The sequence below is a fragment of the Pseudomonas putida genome, from assembly GCF_001976065.1.
GTDB lineage: Bacteria > Pseudomonadota > Gammaproteobacteria > Pseudomonadales > Pseudomonadaceae > Aquipseudomonas > Aquipseudomonas serbica.
Genome location: NZ_MNAH01000002.1, coordinates 578921 through 594419, shown reverse-complemented (window position 1 = coordinate 594419; position 15499 = coordinate 578921). Strand labels below are relative to the sequence as shown.

Here is a 15499-nt window from a genome sequence, read left to right as displayed (position 1 = left end):
GTCGTGTTGCGGCTTCCGACAACAATAAGAGATCCATTTATGAAGATCGCTAAAACGCGCCATCGCAAGCATTTTCACCGAGCCTCAGGACTGGCATTGTGCGGCGCAGTCAGCACTGTGCATTCTCCGGCTTATGCGGACTTCATCACCGACAGCAAAGCCAGCATGGATTTACGCAACTACTACTTCAATCGCGACTTTCGCCAATCAAGTGCGGCGCAAAGCAAGGCAGAAGAGTGGGCTCAAGGTTTTGTCCTGCGTTATGAATCCGGCTTTACGCCCGGAGCGATCGGCGTTGGCCTGGATGCATTGGGCATGCTCGGCATCAAGTTGGACTCGGGCCCATCACGGACCGGCACCGGTCTGCTCGTTACCGACCGCGATGGTCACGCTCAGGATGAATACAGCAAGCTGGGGCTGACTGCCAAGGTACGCTTGGCGCAAAGCACGCTGAAAGCCGGCACCCTGATGCCCAAACTGCCTGTGGCGATGTACAACGACACGCGCTTGTTGCCGCAGACGTTTCGTGGTGCCTGGCTCAACAGTGCCGACCTGAGCAATACGACCGTCGATCTCGGGCGATTCGACCGTATCAACCTGCGCAACTCAAGCGACAATGAGCCCATGACGGTGTTCAACGGCGCTGCACGCAATATCCGGCCAGGCCGGAAGACAAGTAGTGAGCGCTTCGATTTCGCAGGGGTAACCTATCGCTGGACGCCGGCATTGAGTACGGCCTACCACTACGGCGTTCTGGACGGCATCTACCAGCAGCATTACCTGACGTTAAACCACAAGCTGGCGCTTACCGAGCGACAATCGCTCACGTCCGATATCCGCTGGGCGCGTAGCCTCGATGAGGGCGGCAGCAACGTCGAAAACTCCGCACTTGGCGCGATGTTCACCTACAGCGCGATCGGACATTCAGTAGGACTGGGGTATCAACGTATGAGCGGCGCTACCGGCTTCGCCAACCTCAATGGCACCGATGCTTATCTGATCAACCTGGTGCAAATCAATGATTTCGGCAATCAGGATGAGCGTTCCTGGCAGCTGCGCTACGACTACAACTTCACAGCACTTGGCATTCCTGGCCTGACCTTCATGACCCGCTATCTGTCGGGCGACGAGGTGAGTGTGCGCAACCGGGCTCAGGCTGGAAAAGAGTGGGAACGGGACACAGAACTGGCGTACGTCATTCAGAGTGGTGCGTTGAAAAACCTTGCCGTGAAATGGAAGAACGCCAGCACACGCAGCAACTTTGCCAGCGATATCGACGAGAACAGGTTGATTCTCAGCTACTCCCTGCCCATCTGGTAAACAAGTTAACGAAAAGGGCACAGCCAATGGCTGTGCCCTTTGTTTTTTTGTGTGGAATGGACTTAAAGGCGAATGATCACAGATTTGAGCTGGGTATAGTGGGAGAGGGCGTCGATGCCTTGCTCGCGACCGTAGCCACTTTGCTTGAAGCCACCGCAAGGCGTCTGGACGAAACCGCCGCTGTACTCGTTGACGACAATTCGGCCTGCCTCCAGCTGCGCCGCAACCCGATGCACCCGGCCGATGTCACGGCTCCAGATGCCGGCACCGAGGCCGAATTCGCTGTCGTTGGCGATCCGCAACGCATCGGCTTCATCCTTGAAGGGAATGACGCAAACGATAGGCCCAAAAATCTCCTCGCGCGCCAGGGTCATATTGTTGGTTACACCGGTGTAGACCGTCGGCTCGATATACCAGCCGTTTTCATAGCCCGCTCGCGTGGCCACCTTACCGCCGATTGCCGGCTTCAGCCCCTCGCGCTCGGCGATGGCGAAGTAGCTCTGGATCTTCTCGAACTGCGCGTGAGTGGTAATCGGCCCGGACGTCGAGTCATCCTCCGGGCCGACGCGTAGGGCACTTACTTCGGCAATCAGCTTGTCGACAAAGCGGTCATGGATGTTCTCCTGAACCAGCAACCGTGTGCCTGCCGCGCACCATTGGCCGCTGTTCCAGGTAAATGCCTTGGTCGAGCCTTTGGCGGCCGCATCGAGGTCGGCATCGTCGAACACGATATTGGCGGACTTGCCGCCCAGTTCAAGGGTTAGCGGCAGGATGCGTTCGGCGGCGATGTGTCCCAATTCCTGGCCAGCGCGCAGGCCGCCGGTAAAGGAGATCTTGCGGATGTGTGGGTTATGCGCCATGGCGGGGCCGATCACGCTGCCTTTACCCACGATGACATTGAACACGCCGGCAGGCACTCCGGCTTGCACGGCAATGCGCGCCAGTTCCACCAGCGAGGCAGAGGTGTGTTCGGAGGGTTTGGCCACCACGGTATTGCCGGTAGCGAGGGCGGGCGCGATAGCGCGCGCAGCCTGGTGGAGCGGGGCGTTCCAAGGCAGGATGACGCCAATCACGCCAAAGGGATCACGGCGAGTATAAATGTGATAGTCGGGGCCTTGGTTGATCACGTCCCCGTCCATGACGTTGACGATGCCACCATAAAACTCGAAGTACTGGGCAGTCAGGTCCATCAGCGCCGCCATCTCACTGCCGGGTTTACCGGTATCGGCCTTTTCCAGTGCGCCCAGCGTATTTTCGCTTTGACGGATGATGCGCCCGAATTCATTGAGGATGCGCCCACGTTCGGCGGGGCGCATGTCGCGCCAGCTTTGCAGCGCCGAGGCTGCCGACTCGATTGCCAGCGCCACATCCTTCGGCCCGCTGCTGGCGACTTCACTGATCTTGGCTCCGGTGCGCGGATCGATCTTGTCGACATACTGCCCGTCAGCCGGCGCCAGGGAACGGCCGTCGACGAAGCTGTTAACTTTTACAAACATTGTGTGTCTCCTCTGAAACTGCAGTGAGGGCGTCTTTACTGTTTAAAACTCCATTACGAATACCTATTACATCCAGAGGCCGCTTATTGCTCAACTGACTTTTGTGACGTTGGCGATTGAGCAAATGTCAATCGACTTCAAACAGTCTGGAATATTCAATAGACGCCTATGCATTGAGAATTAGTCAACGATACAGGGCGTAAATCTCGATTCACTTGGAGAGGTGTAAATAGCAGTATTAACCCGTAACAAGGCCGCGACTAAAGGTCAATAATAATAGCGCCCACGGGAGCCATAGAAATGAATAACGACGATAGTTTAATGAGTGCACTGACGCAGCCAGCATCAGGTGCCACTGGGAATGCTAAAGGCCGACAACTGACCTATGGCGAAAAAAAGGCCATTGTCGCCGCAACGCTTGGCACCATCGTCGAATACACCGACTGGGTTATTTACGCCACGTTTTCTTCCATCCTTGCCCGCCAGTTCTTCCCGGCCGGGGACGGTCTTACCAGCTTGCTGTCGGTGTTGGCGATCTTTGCCGTCGGCTTCATCATGCGGCCTATCGGTGGTGCGGTTCTCGGCCAGGTAGCCGATCGCTACGGTCGCAAGAAAGGTTTGACGCTTTCTATCCTGCTGATGTCGCTGGCCTCGCTGGTCATCGGCCTTTGCCCCAACTACGACAGCATTGGAATTGCCGCACCGATCATTCTGGTCTTCGCGCGCCTGGTCCAGGGGTTTTCCGCTGGTGGTGAATTCGGTTCCGCTTCGGCGTTCCTGATCGAGTCGGCACCTGCACACCGCCGCGCATTCGCCGGCTCCTGGCAATGGTTTGCGATCAATGCCGGGACAATGGTTTCGTTCCTGCTGGGCTTTGGTCTGGCATCGCTGGGCAGTGACACTGCGTTGAACGACTGGGGTTGGCGCGTTGCCTTTATCATTGCCGCCCTGATGGGAGTGATCGCGCTGTGGATCCGTCTGTCGGTGCGCGAGACTGAAATCTTCAAGGCGCGCGCCGCGAGCAACGTCAAGAAACAGCCTCTGCGTGATCTGTTTTTCAGCCACAGAAAAGATGCGATGCGGGTGATCGGCATCGCCATGGCTGGTAATTTGCTGAACTATGTATGGATGGTGAGCTATCCCTCGCAAGTCCACCTGATCACCGGTATGTCGATCCGTGACACATTGCTTGCAGGCGTGATCTCGGTAGGGGTGTCACTGGTGCTGTTGCCCTTTGTCGGGAAACTTGCCGACCGTGTCGGTCGTCGGCCGGTACTGATTGCATTCGCCATCGCATCGGTGTTGTGGGCGTGGCCAAGCTTCGGTCTTTTGCATGCAGGCATCAGCCTGACGGAAGTGACCATCCTGCAAACCATCTCCATGGTCATCATGACAGGCTTCGGCGCAGCCTCGGCAGTAACCATGGCGGAACAATTTCCGGCTGAAGTTCGCGTGACCGGTATCGCTTTGCCGTATGCGTTGTCTGTGACGTTGTTTGGTGGAACCGCGCCATATCTCATGGCCGCGATGGCCGGTTGGGGCTATGGACACCTGTTCTGGATTTACCTGGCGGTGATCAGTGCCATAAGTGCAGTTGTCTATCTGCGCATGCCAGAAACCAAGGGACTGCCGCTGCGCTGATTATTTAGTGTTGCATAGGTTTGAACCAAACGCCCGATGCACCGCATCGGGTGTTTGGTATTTCAGTGATGGATATGGAGGGTGAGGGCGGTTTTGGATGTTGCACAATGTTTTAATGCGATTAGAACCAGTCCAAACTTAACTCAACTAAATAGACGTTTAATTGAGTTATAAGATTTATCTATATAAAGGGGCAGGGCAACGGGCCAATTCTAACCGAAAACGGCGAGCCAGATCGTGTGCCCACCACAATCGGGATCTTCCGTTATTTGCTCAACGACGCTAAAACCGTGGGCGTTGAGCAGCGCAACATACTCATCGTGGTCCAGGCTGGCGTGATAAAGCGTTTCACCCTCGAAGCGGCCCAACGCAATGCCATGGGCCGTCCCGCTGGTAAACATCAGTGCGGCACCCGGTTGGGCATGAACCTGGAAAATCGGGAACATTCGACGCTGATCCTCAGGCGTCAGGTGAAAGAAACTGTCCCACGCCAGAATGCCTGCGTAACGCTGATCAAGCGCCAACTGGCGCATGTCGGCAACATGCCAATCGTGCTGCGGGAAACGCTGCTGACATAAGCTGATCATCGACATGGACGAATCAATGCCACACACGACGTGTCCTGCATTAATCAAGTAAGCCGCCATGGGTTCGGCACAGCCACAGCCGATGTCGAGGACAGGCCCAGCCGCAACTGGCATGGCCTGACGAAAACGATCGAGCCAGGATTGCTCGACGAGACGCCGCGAACGAACACGGTCCCATGTTTGAGCGTGACGTTCGTAAAGATCAATGATCTGATGAGCTGCTTCATGCATGAGGGGAAAATCCAGGGGGATGCTTGGTCGAGAGACGTGGCTGGGGTTTGAATGTACTTGGGAGATGGCCTTTGTGGAATACCTATGAGTACGCATAATGTATATTATGTTAAACGACAGGTCATGTCATAGATGTTCATGAGCTGCCTAAGCCACTGATTCGACAAAACCGCTTCTGGAGTCCACTCTCTCAACGGGCCATGTCCTTCGTGTTCATGGCGCGTCATTGAATGAGGGAATGAGGTGGCTACCAATGAAGCTGATTCAGTGCCGTTTCTCTTCAGGTCTGCGTGTACCGCTGCTTGTGCAAGCTGGTAATGCAGCGCCGTTACCCATACTCGTTCCGTTCATCTACGTACAAGTCAAACTCAGACACCGCGCATACAACACTGCCGCAGCGCACTTGCGCGCGATCCAGGCTTTCTACACCTATGCCAACAGCCGAGATCTGGATATCGATGACGCCATCTTGGCCTGTCACTTTGAGGCGATTCTGGCGTTACTGGACGGTTACGCCATCTGGCTCCAAAGCGGCCGTCAAGCCGACAACCTGGTCGCCCGAATCGGCAAAGCTGAAACGGCACCTTTTCCGCAGATCGATCCGCGTACTCGTGACCAGTACCTGCGTTTGCTGAAGCTATACCTGTCCTGGTGTGTCACCCGATACATCCCGCGCGCTCGTCAAAATTCAACCACCCTGGCTAACATCGAGGTGGTATTTGCAGATGTCGCCGACGTCATTGAGCGGCGCTTTGAGAGCCATATCATCAACGTTCGTCCCGACCACGCTCGTTACCGCAGCCTTACAGATTCGCAACTCCAGATCATTCGCACACTGATTCGCCCGGGCGCTGCGGAGAATCCGTTTCCGGAACGATTGCAGTTGCGCAATTGGCTAATGATTGAATTGCTGCTGGAGACCGGTATCCGTCGCGGAGAGCTTCTGAAGCTCTACACCACAGATATAAATCAGGGTTCTCAGCACGCCTATGTCAGCATCAATGACCGCGAACATGACCCAGGCGACCCGCGCGCTGAAGAGCCTGCGCTGAAAACACACGGACGGACAGTAAGTATCTCCGCACAGTTGTATGAGGTTTACGAGCACTATATCCAGGGCGAACGGCGCCCTCTGCGTGACGGCAAACCGATGAAATTGCCGTACCGCTATTTATTCATCTCTGACCGAGGCCGCCCGCTGTCGATTCGCGCATTGTCTAACGTCCTCGATCGGCTGTTTCTGACCCTTGAACTGGCTCATCCGGGGTTGTTGCCTACACTTTCTGCGCATGACTTTCGCCACACCTTCGCCGACCGTTTCTTGGCTTACCTGGTCGAGACGAGCGGGCATGACCTGGAGCGCGCCACGGACGAACTCCGACGAGTCTGCGGCTGGTCTGATACTTCGGCGATGCCACGCCGTTATGCAAGTCGTTATCTAGCCGAGTCGGCCAACCGCCATAACGCCCAGCGCGCCTCGGCAGCCTGGAGCCGACTTGACAGTTAAGGAGGTTCGCTGTGACTAAATCAGTTGGCCAAGATCATCCTTTACCCTCCTCCTCTTTTACGGGTTATTTGTTCCAAGGGCCGACTCAGGTTGCGATTCGAACTCGCACCAATGATCAGCCACGATACGTCGATACTCGGCTGAAGGTGTGGACGTGGTACGACGGTGGACTCGCGATGAAAATCGATTGGACTGCACTCCAACTGAATTCGGAGCTAATCGAAATAGGCAAAGGCTTTATGGCCTACGCACTTGAGAAGTATGCGCCTCGAACCGCAGTAATGTTCGCAGATACCCTACGCTTTTTATCTAGTACAAATCTCGCGGCCGGACTTCCTTGGGACTCCCATCAACTGGTCACTGCTCTCGAAGAACTCAAAAAAACGAGGACAGTACTTATAGGGTTTCGAAGGCTTTACCGTTGGGCAATGGATAGAGGAATCAATGGCTTCGATCCAATCACCTACTTAAGAATCAAGGATGTGAAATCAGATCGAGTTGACCCGTATGCGCGAATTTTTCTCTCGCAGTCTGGCTTAGACCTTGATGAGGAAGTTCGGTTGCTCAAACGCATTGAACGATACATTTCATCTGACTCTTGGGAGGAAGCCCAGTTTAATATAGTGCTTCACTTGGGTTTCGAACTCGCACCACGCTCGATTCAATTCCATTCGCTTGACATCGCGGATTTTGAGTTCATTGAAAGCGCTAGTCATGAGAGGTACTACACCCTGTGGCTACCGATGGCCAAAAAGGTCGGCCAACGCAGACCTGAGCGACGACCCCGCAAAGTCACCTCCCGGCTGGGTGAAAAAATCTCACGCCACATCTCGGAAATTCAACGCCAGTTTGGCAGCGACTGCGAACCATTATTTGTCAGTCCTAATGGAAGACGTCTGTCAGTTAACGAAATCGGTGCAGGCCTCAAACATGAACTGCGTGAAGCAGGGATAGACAAGCCTAACCAGGTAACTATCTTGCTGCGTCATCACCTCGGGCAAGGTTTGGCGGACCAGGGAACACCGGCAGACATGATTGCCGAACTGCTTGGCCACAACAGCACAGTTGCGGTCGGGCAAAATGCCGGATGAGCAGCGTGTACCACCCCATCACCTCCACATTGGTCTGCATACCAACTCTTTTCGCCAGACGCACTGAAAGCTCGTGTTGGTTCCGCTGAGTGAACGTCACCACGAGCACACGCCGAGTAGGCGCCAGTGCAGCACAGTGTTCGACTAGGCCTTGAGTTTTGCGCGGGCCTGCGACGGCCAGGGTTAGGTGGTTAGCCATGGATGAAGGCTGCCGCGGCGGCCATGTACGCGGGCGCTACGATGTTTTGTCCGCTTTCCGCGATTCGTATCGCGGCCTCTGTTTTTTCTCTGGTCATCCATACTTCGAGAACAGCGTCAACGCGAATGCCCAGAATCCCACGCAGTACTGCCTCTCCGTTGTGATGGATCAACTGAGGCTCCAATGTGCGCCCCTCTTCCACTTCGCCTATGAAGAGTTCTCTGTACTCGCCATCTAGCCATGGCTCCACGGCTTCTCGAAGTGCCGCGGGATCCTGCCCGTCGTTGTCCCTCAAAACAGCGACCCGCTTACCCAGTCGTGAGCAGAGTTCGAGGCATCGGGCTAGGGAGAGGCTGCGCATACTGAGGACATCAATGCCGCACGCCATCGGAGGCATGTCATAGAGGTCACGGAAAATCCGTTCGAAAATGATCTCGTCGGATGGCCCCTCGACGAGAACCAGCTTCTCTGCAAGCGCCATTCGAAGGGTATCGTACCCCGGAAGCTTCTTGTAATACCCCACGGTCTCAGGAGTAAGCCCCGTAATGGTTGTGACTGCATCCCGATTGATCAGCAGCAGCGAGTCTAGCCCCAGCCTATTCAGAACGTAGGTGCTGTGGGTGCTGATGAACAGCTGTTGTTCTTCGCCGGCAAGCCGCTCAATGCGGTTTAGGAGCGTGACCATGCTGGTATGGGAAAGGTGGTTCTCCGGTTCCTCGATCATTACCACCCTGGTTCGATCGGCGTGCCGGCCCATTGCCAGAGAGATTTTGATAGAAGCCTGCTGGCCTTGGCCGGCCATAGAGAACGGAACATCGTCTATGTGCGGTGAGACAGCCGACTCCCAAGATGTTCTAGAAGTCTGATCCATGGCCACCTTGAGGGGTTGCTGGTGAAGTGACGCTTCCAATTGCCCCAGTCGATCGTTAAGCGCTGCAAGGGCTCCATCCGACATAGCTGATTTCGCCTGCCGGTATTCCAGCGAGATCAAGGCTTTCTCGGAGGGCTCCAGGTGATCGTTCAAGATCTGTCTCAGGTGATAATCTACGCCGCCAAACGTTCTGATCGTGCGTGAGTCGATGATCGCAATAGAAAGGTCTCGCGGACGTCGGGTGAGCTCTGAATCACCAAAATGGCGCCACTCGATTTTGTAGTACTCCACCGGTAGCAGCATCGACGGATCCTCCGTCCACGCCTGAAGCTCTGCGTCGTACTCAGGGTTGGGTACTACGCGGAATACCACCCCTGGACAGGCCTGCGCAGGAATGGCGCTGTTATGCGCACCGCACAGGGCTTGGAGGTCGGGTCGGTTTTCGAGGAACAGTTCGATCTCAATTGTGGGCCAAGTCGCCTCTCCAATCAGGAGATCGGTCAAGAAGTCAGACACTACCGCTTTGTTGAACCAATAGGGATTGAGTTCTTCTGCTGCGGGTCTTCCCCCGATGCGCCCAGTCATCGCGAGGGCAATAGCTTCCATCAAAGATGATTTGCCCGCATCGTTCCCGCCGACAAGTAGATTGACCCTCGGATTCGGTTCCAGCTCAAAGTCTCGATGGATCCTATAACCCTTCACTTTGATCTTCGTGATCATCGTCTTTCCTTGCCAGAGGGTTGCCGTCCAGATGGTCGGCGAATGTGAAGAGTTTACAGCGGGTTGCCGATGGCGCCACTGATGGTATTCGTAGGTGACCAAGGTCATCAGATCAATGCGCTAGTGATTGCGATAGACTGCGTTTTCTCGTGAGGCTGTAAGGCAACTAGGGATGGCCAAGAGAACCCGCTACTACGCAGTCGTTTCCGGCAAACCCACCGGGATTTTCAACACATGGGACGGCAGTGCTGCGAATGCAAGGCGACCGATAAAAACCGTGTGTAGCCTGCCGGTCACCGGCAAAGGCTTCCCTAACGGTATGATCCCCAAAGAATTGTTATTTTCTTGTATTTACAACTGCACACTCTAGGAGAGAACGTGCTTACATCATTTAAAGTTAAAGGCATTACTGTTCCGCTCCTACCATCTCCGAACCTTGGCCCGGAGAGCAGCAGCTTATTCGCCGCTGACTCAATGACGCTACTCGTTGGCCCGAATGGGAGCGGAAAGACTAGGGTAATGATGGGGCTGGCATCAATATTAGCGAGGAAAGGCGCAGCCGGTAGATCTACTTCAGGCGCTTCTTGGGATAATGAGGTGGATCCAGATTCGACCTGCGCAGTCTATTACACGCCCGTGCCGTACCACATAGTCCCTCCCCGGAATGGTGATCGCTTTCGCTTCATCCAGACCAGTCTGAGCTCTACATCACGACCAATGCCTTCAGAGCACGAGGAAATCATAAGTCGATTGAAAACAGAGTTTGAGCTGGAAGCTCCAAAAATATTATCGCTTCCGGAGATCGATGAGTATGACTTTAATAAAGTACTGACACAAGTTTTAGCAGTTCGTACAGGAATATTGGATCAGTGGATTGAGCCATTTCGAGCGGCTGCAAAGGAGTTGCGGCAAGATAAGAGATTATCCGATGGCACTCTGGATTGGGGGCATATCGAGAAGAACAGAAAGAAAAGGGAAGTTTTGGCTGGTGAGTTTGCAAAACAACTCCGTGAAAAGATTGGCCCTGAATTTATACTAGCAATTCGGGCATTCGCTTATGCAAGCTCGCTGCGCGCGGTTTCAGATACTGCTAAAAGCCAGCTTCTGGGAGCTTTAGGATTTTCCCTTAGGACTCCACCAGTAAAGAAAGCGACAGTGCCAAAGAAAAATTTTGATAGCACTCTAGCTAAGCTCAGAATAGTAGCCCATATAGTTAACGATCCACAGCTATCCAAAAACACTTACCAGCTTGATAGCAAGCAAAGTGATCAATTGAATTCGTTAGAGCTAGGAAAAGTTGGCCAAGTAAGTCTCACCCAATTAAGCTCGGGCGCTGCAACGTTGATACATCAGTTTGCCAGCATTGATATGGCCTGCGGGCAGCTCTTAGCAAACCAACAGTTTACAAATCTAGTACTGATAATCGATGAGGGCGATGCATTCCTCCATCTGGCGTGGCAGCAACGATATATAGATTATCTAGATAAGACAGTCGCACGTCTGAAAAAGAAATTTAAGATTGTGCAGGTTTTAGTGGCCACCCACTCACCAGTTCTCATGTCTGATTTTCCACGCGACTGCATCTATCTCTTAGACGGTAAGAACTGGATAGAGGATTTGCTAGAAAATGCGACCCCATCGAAACCTGCTGAGTCTTTTGGCGCACCTTTGGATGCGGTAGTCCGGCATGTCGGACAGGCAGGGACAATGGGAGTGTTTTCAGCTCGCATAATTAAAGGAGTAGTAGAGGAAATCCTTGCAGGACGCTCAGTCTCCAGCGAGCGAATAGAGATGATTGGGGATCCTATTATTCGTCGGCAACTCCATAAGAAACTACAAGAGATCGGGCTGTCAGGGGTATCAATATAAAATGCAAATAAACATATCTGATATATGGTCGGACGCCACTAAAGAAATGCATAAGTCTTTCTTTTATGACATGCTATCCAGAGGATTTCCAAATCAAAACCCATTAATGAGTTTTCTTTTGTTTGGATATGGAGAGCTGCTAGCAACTTCACGCCCAGATACTCTAAGAAAAGTAGTTCAGAACATCGAGAGTACCAAGGTCGCGTTCCCTAAGGCCATTCGTCACGAATTCCACGAAGCATGTAAAAAACTGTTCGATTATGATCGCTTTGCACAAAAAAGCACAGCATCTTGGAATGCATATAAACTATGCATGACATCTAAATACACTATGTGCCCTTACTGCCAGCAAAGTCTGGCCGTAACAATTTATCGGGACAAAAAAACAAGGCCCTGCGTCCTACTCTTGATCATTTTTATCCAAAACACAAGTACCCTTATCTCGCATTGTCACTCTACAACCTGGTTCCTAGCTGCCACCCCTGCAATAGCTCCCTAAAAAGCACGGCAAATTTTTATGAAAAGGAACATCTCCATCCTTACGAAGATGCCGAGGCGATCCAGTACAGCTTAGACCTAGAGGCATATATTAAACATCGCGAACTGGGCTTAAGCACGCCTCTACCAAAAGTCACAATAAGTAAGCTAGCTAAAGCTCATTCGCTTTATGAAAAGGCTCAGCGCTCAATGCAAACCTTTGTAACAGAAGACCGTTTAGCTATATCCGAAGCAGAACTGACTAGATTTGTTGACGCCTTGATAATCTACAGCCCTGAAAAGCTTAATGAGATCAATAGTTCAGTTTTCTCGAAAACTGCATGGTTGCTTACACCTGACATTGCGCTGAGCTTCAACCGCTCGAATTATAAAAACGAATGGCTCGGCGCGATCAAACGAGACTTATATGATCTCGGCTGGAGGATCTAAGGAGACAACTTGTCAAGTTTCAGCCCTTTAGCGCCAGCCACTTATGTTGCAATGGCTGGCGCTTCGACAGAAGCGCAGGGGAACCGCCCCAATTTCATGAAGTCCATCAGTTTCCGGCGACGCGTAGGAAACAACGTCAGTGGAGCTTTCTTCACAGCCCCCCCTAACTCGCTGCTGAAAGTCAGAAACGGCTTGGAACAGACTTTTAGCGTCTAACCGTAGCCGTTTGATCTCTGAATCGGCGAGCTTTGCTGCCTGAGTGTTGGCGCTGATTGAAAACTGACCCACCCTGCCGATTGAAAATTGACCCAGGGCGGATTGCTGATTTTTGTCCCAGCAATTGTGGATAAGCTTAGCAGTAGTGTCCTGGTTGAAGACGCGTCTGGCCCCACCGCATGCAGGCATGCGGAAGGGTGTTTACGGCGCAGATCAAAACGCATCATCGTCCTCGATACCATCTTCGTCCTTGCGCTTTCGTTCACGCGATTTGATCTTTGTTTGGGCGGCCAACGTGCTGTGTTACAGACGGTAGGACTCGTTGCCCGTTTCGACGATATGGCAGTGGTGTGTCAGCCGATCCAGCAACGCTGTGGTCATCTTGGCGTCGCCAAACACACTCGACCACTCCGAGAAGCTGAGGTTGGTGGTGATGACCACGCTGGTATGCTCATACAGTTTTGAAAGCAGGTGAAATAACAGCGCGCCACCACTCTGACTGAAGGGCAAATACCCCAGCTCATCGAGTATCACCAGGTCTGTCCGAAGCAGTCCCTGGGCGATTCGGCCTGCCTTACCTTCGTACTTTTCACGCTCCAGCAGGTTGACGAGATCGACCGTGAAGAAGAACCGTACTCGTTTGTTATGAGTGGTGATTCCGGACACGGCCAAGGCACTGGCCAGGTGTGTTTTTCCGGTTCCAGGTCCACCGATGAACACGACATTTTGCGCAGTCTCCGTAAACTCAAGGCTGGATAATTCCTTGACCAGACGGGCATCAGCGCTGGAAGCGCTGAAGTCAAAGCCAGCTAAATCACGGTGCATGGGGAGCTTTGCCATGTTCATCTGATGATTCACAGAGCGCACGGCGCGATCTGCCTGCTCCTGTTGGAGCAGATGCTCAAGCAGCCATTTCGAGGATGCCGTCGAAGCTTCTCCCTGGGCCGCCAGTTCTTCCCAAGCCTGCGCCATGCCATGCAGACGCAGTTCTTTAAGTTCTGCCATCAAGTCACGCATTGCGGCTCTCCTCATCTGTTGTCCGGAGTTGGTCATATCGGGCAGTGTTGGCAACGGGAGCCACCTTGAGTTGCAGGCTGGTTTCTACGGAAGGCGGTGGTGCAGTAGCGGTGAGTCGGGCGAGAACATTTAAGATGTGATCGGCGCTCAGACTTCCCGTCTCAAGCACCAGTTCTACCGCTACCAGCACCGGGTCGAGACCGGCAATGGGCACGGCAGCGACCACCTGCGTCATGATTCGATCACCGTTGCTGTGACGTCTCAGGCCCCGTTTGAGAAGCCGCAACGGATTGGGCAGATCGGCAAACGGTGCGCCATTGCGCAGTGCACCCGGCTTGCGTTCGATGAGTGGGATGTAATGCTGCCAGTCAAAACTGACCTGATCTCGATCAAACAGGCGCTCGTGGCTGGCAATCATCGTTTCATCGGCGATGACCACGATCCGGGATGGGTAAAGACGGCTGCTGACCCACTGGCCGACTCGCTCACAAGGCACCGAATAGCGATTTCGCGCCACGCTGATCAGGCAGGTGCTGGAGACCCGTACGGTGCGCTCGACGTAGCCATCAAAGGCGGTCGGCATCGGCATCATTTCGCCCCGTTCCAGCTCCAAAACTTCCGCCACCGTCAGTCCGTTGTACTGCGGATGCAGCAGCTCGTTCCAGAGCGCACGACAGCGTTGGCCGAGCCAGGCATTCAGTTCCTCGAAGGTGTGGAGCATGCAGTTTTGAGCGTCAAGCCAAATGCGCCGTCGACTGTCTTGAACGTTCTTCTCGACAATGCCCTTTTCCCAGCCAGAGGCTACGTTGCAGAAATCCGGATCGAACAGGTAGTGCGCGCACATCACGGAAAACCGGGCATTGACCGTGCGGCCCTTGCCTTTATTAACCTTGTCGACAGCCGTTTTCATGTTGTCGTAGATGCCGCGACGCGGCACGCCACCTAACGCTCCGAACGAGCGTGTATGGGCATCGAATAGCATCTCGTGACCTTGGCTAGGGTACGCAACCAACCAGAATGCGCGACTGGCGCACAGCTTCATGTGGGAGACCTGGATGCGTCGAAACAGGCCGCCGATCAGCAGCCCCTCTTCGCTCCAGTCAAATTGAAAAGCTTCACCGAGCGCAAACGTCAGCGGTACAAAAGCGCGTAAAGACTTGCCTTGCTCACCTCGCCACGAGCGTACAAACGCCGTGAGCTGGCTGTAGCCGCCGTCATAACCCTCGGCCTTGATCTGCTCGAAAAGTGCTTTGGCGCTTCTGCGATTGTGCTTTGCCCGGAACGAGTCGGCTTTCAGCGCCTGTTCCAGCGTGTCGTGGAAAGGGCTGAGTTTGTTGAAGGTCGCGCACCGCTGGTACGCCGGCTGAGTGGCTTCGGGCGCTCTGACCCATTTTCGGATGGTGTTTCTCGACAGCCCGGTACGCTTGGCTATCTGGTGCAGCGAGAGCTTGTCGCGGAAGTACATTCGCCGGATTTTTCCCAACATTTCCATGCTGATCACCCTGTGTTCTCCTGCTCGGAAAGTGAGCAGAAGCAACTGAACACCTGGGTCAGTTTTCAGTCGGCAGAACAGCCTTTACTGGGTCAGTTTTCGGTCAGCGGCAACACGAAGACACCTCTTTGCCTTAAACTGAGGACAATTAGGAGGTGCCATGAGCAAGCCGCTTTGCCATGCTTGGAGATGACAAAGGTATGGCCTTGACTGACCAGCGATACCGTGTCCATGCGCCACATCAACCAAGAGGTCCCCAAATAGTGAAAGGATCCATCGCAAAGCAATCGCTCAGGTGTTCGCAGAGATTGGTCT

The 15499-nt window shown here is 53.8% G+C and carries 11 protein-coding genes and 1 pseudogene; 7 read left to right on the top strand and 5 right to left on the bottom strand.

The window, feature by feature from the left end; translation table 11 throughout:
* Window positions 1–39 precede the first annotated feature (39 nt).
* Window positions 40–1320: an OprD family porin gene (locus BKX96_RS09200; RefSeq protein ID WP_077183502.1), complete on the top strand. Its 1281-nt coding sequence runs from the start codon at window positions 40–42 to the stop codon at window positions 1318–1320.
* 62 nt (window positions 1321–1382) lie between these two features.
* On the opposite strand, the gene BKX96_RS09195 is transcribed toward BKX96_RS09200, so the two are convergent.
* Window positions 1383–2816, bottom strand: a complete 1434-nt coding sequence (locus BKX96_RS09195; protein WP_077183500.1) for an aldehyde dehydrogenase family protein — start codon at window positions 2814–2816, stop codon at window positions 1383–1385.
* A gap of 300 nt (window positions 2817–3116) precedes the next feature.
* On the opposite strand from BKX96_RS09195, the gene BKX96_RS09190 reads away from it, so the two are divergent.
* The gene (locus BKX96_RS09190) at window positions 3117–4457 is read left to right on the top strand and encodes an MFS transporter (protein WP_082240472.1); all 1341 of its coding nucleotides are present in this window, start codon (window positions 3117–3119) and stop codon (window positions 4455–4457) included.
* 212 nt (window positions 4458–4669) lie between these two features.
* On the opposite strand, the gene BKX96_RS09185 is transcribed toward BKX96_RS09190, so the two are convergent.
* Complete coding sequence (locus BKX96_RS09185) at window positions 4670–5275, bottom strand: class I SAM-dependent DNA methyltransferase (RefSeq protein WP_077183496.1); 606 nt, start codon at window positions 5273–5275, stop codon at window positions 4670–4672.
* A gap of 253 nt (window positions 5276–5528) precedes the next feature.
* Between BKX96_RS09185 and BKX96_RS09180 the strand changes: the two genes are divergently transcribed.
* Window positions 5529–6782, top strand: a complete 1254-nt coding sequence (locus BKX96_RS09180; protein ID WP_077183494.1) for a tyrosine-type recombinase/integrase — start codon at window positions 5529–5531, stop codon at window positions 6780–6782.
* Window positions 6783–6793: 11 nt separating this feature from the next.
* A complete protein-coding gene (locus tag BKX96_RS09175) occupies window positions 6794–7873 on the top strand; it encodes a tyrosine-type recombinase/integrase (protein WP_256721427.1) in 1080 nt (359 codons plus the stop codon).
* Between the two features lie 191 nt (window positions 7874–8064).
* Here BKX96_RS09175 and BKX96_RS09165 read toward each other — a convergent pair whose 3' ends face one another.
* Entirely contained in the window at window positions 8065–9663 is a 1599-nt protein-coding gene (locus tag BKX96_RS09165; protein WP_077183491.1) for an ATP-dependent nuclease, read from the bottom strand.
* 172 nt (window positions 9664–9835) lie between these two features.
* Between BKX96_RS09165 and BKX96_RS33505 the strand changes: the two genes are divergently transcribed.
* The 3 genes from BKX96_RS33505 (at window position 9836) to BKX96_RS32160 (ending at window position 12459) form a co-directional block, all read left to right on the top strand.
* Window positions 9836–10033, top strand: coding sequence for a ribonuclease H1 domain-containing protein (locus BKX96_RS33505; RefSeq protein WP_077183489.1), 198 nt, complete (start codon window positions 9836–9838; stop codon window positions 10031–10033).
* 380 nt (window positions 10034–10413) lie between these two features.
* Window positions 10414–11532 carry a hypothetical protein gene (locus BKX96_RS09155; RefSeq protein WP_346266463.1) on the top strand — a complete coding sequence of 373 codons (1119 nt, stop codon included), beginning with the start codon at window positions 10414–10416 and terminating at the stop codon, window positions 11530–11532.
* Window positions 11533–11865: 333 nt separating this feature from the next.
* On the top strand, window positions 11866–12459 hold the full coding sequence (locus tag BKX96_RS32160; RefSeq protein WP_143512405.1) for an HNH endonuclease: 594 nt from the start codon (window positions 11866–11868) through the stop codon (window positions 12457–12459).
* Between the two features lie 429 nt (window positions 12460–12888).
* Here the strand turns inward: BKX96_RS32160 and istB are convergent.
* Window positions 12889–13692 (bottom strand): annotated as a pseudogene (istB, locus tag BKX96_RS09145) (IS21-like element helper ATPase IstB).
* On the bottom strand, window positions 13685–15184 hold the full coding sequence (gene istA / locus BKX96_RS09140; protein ID WP_143512416.1) for an IS21 family transposase: 1500 nt from the start codon (window positions 15182–15184) through the stop codon (window positions 13685–13687). The pseudogene istB and the gene istA overlap by 8 nt, the downstream one beginning before the upstream one ends.
* Between the last annotated feature and the right edge of the window lie 315 nt (window positions 15185–15499).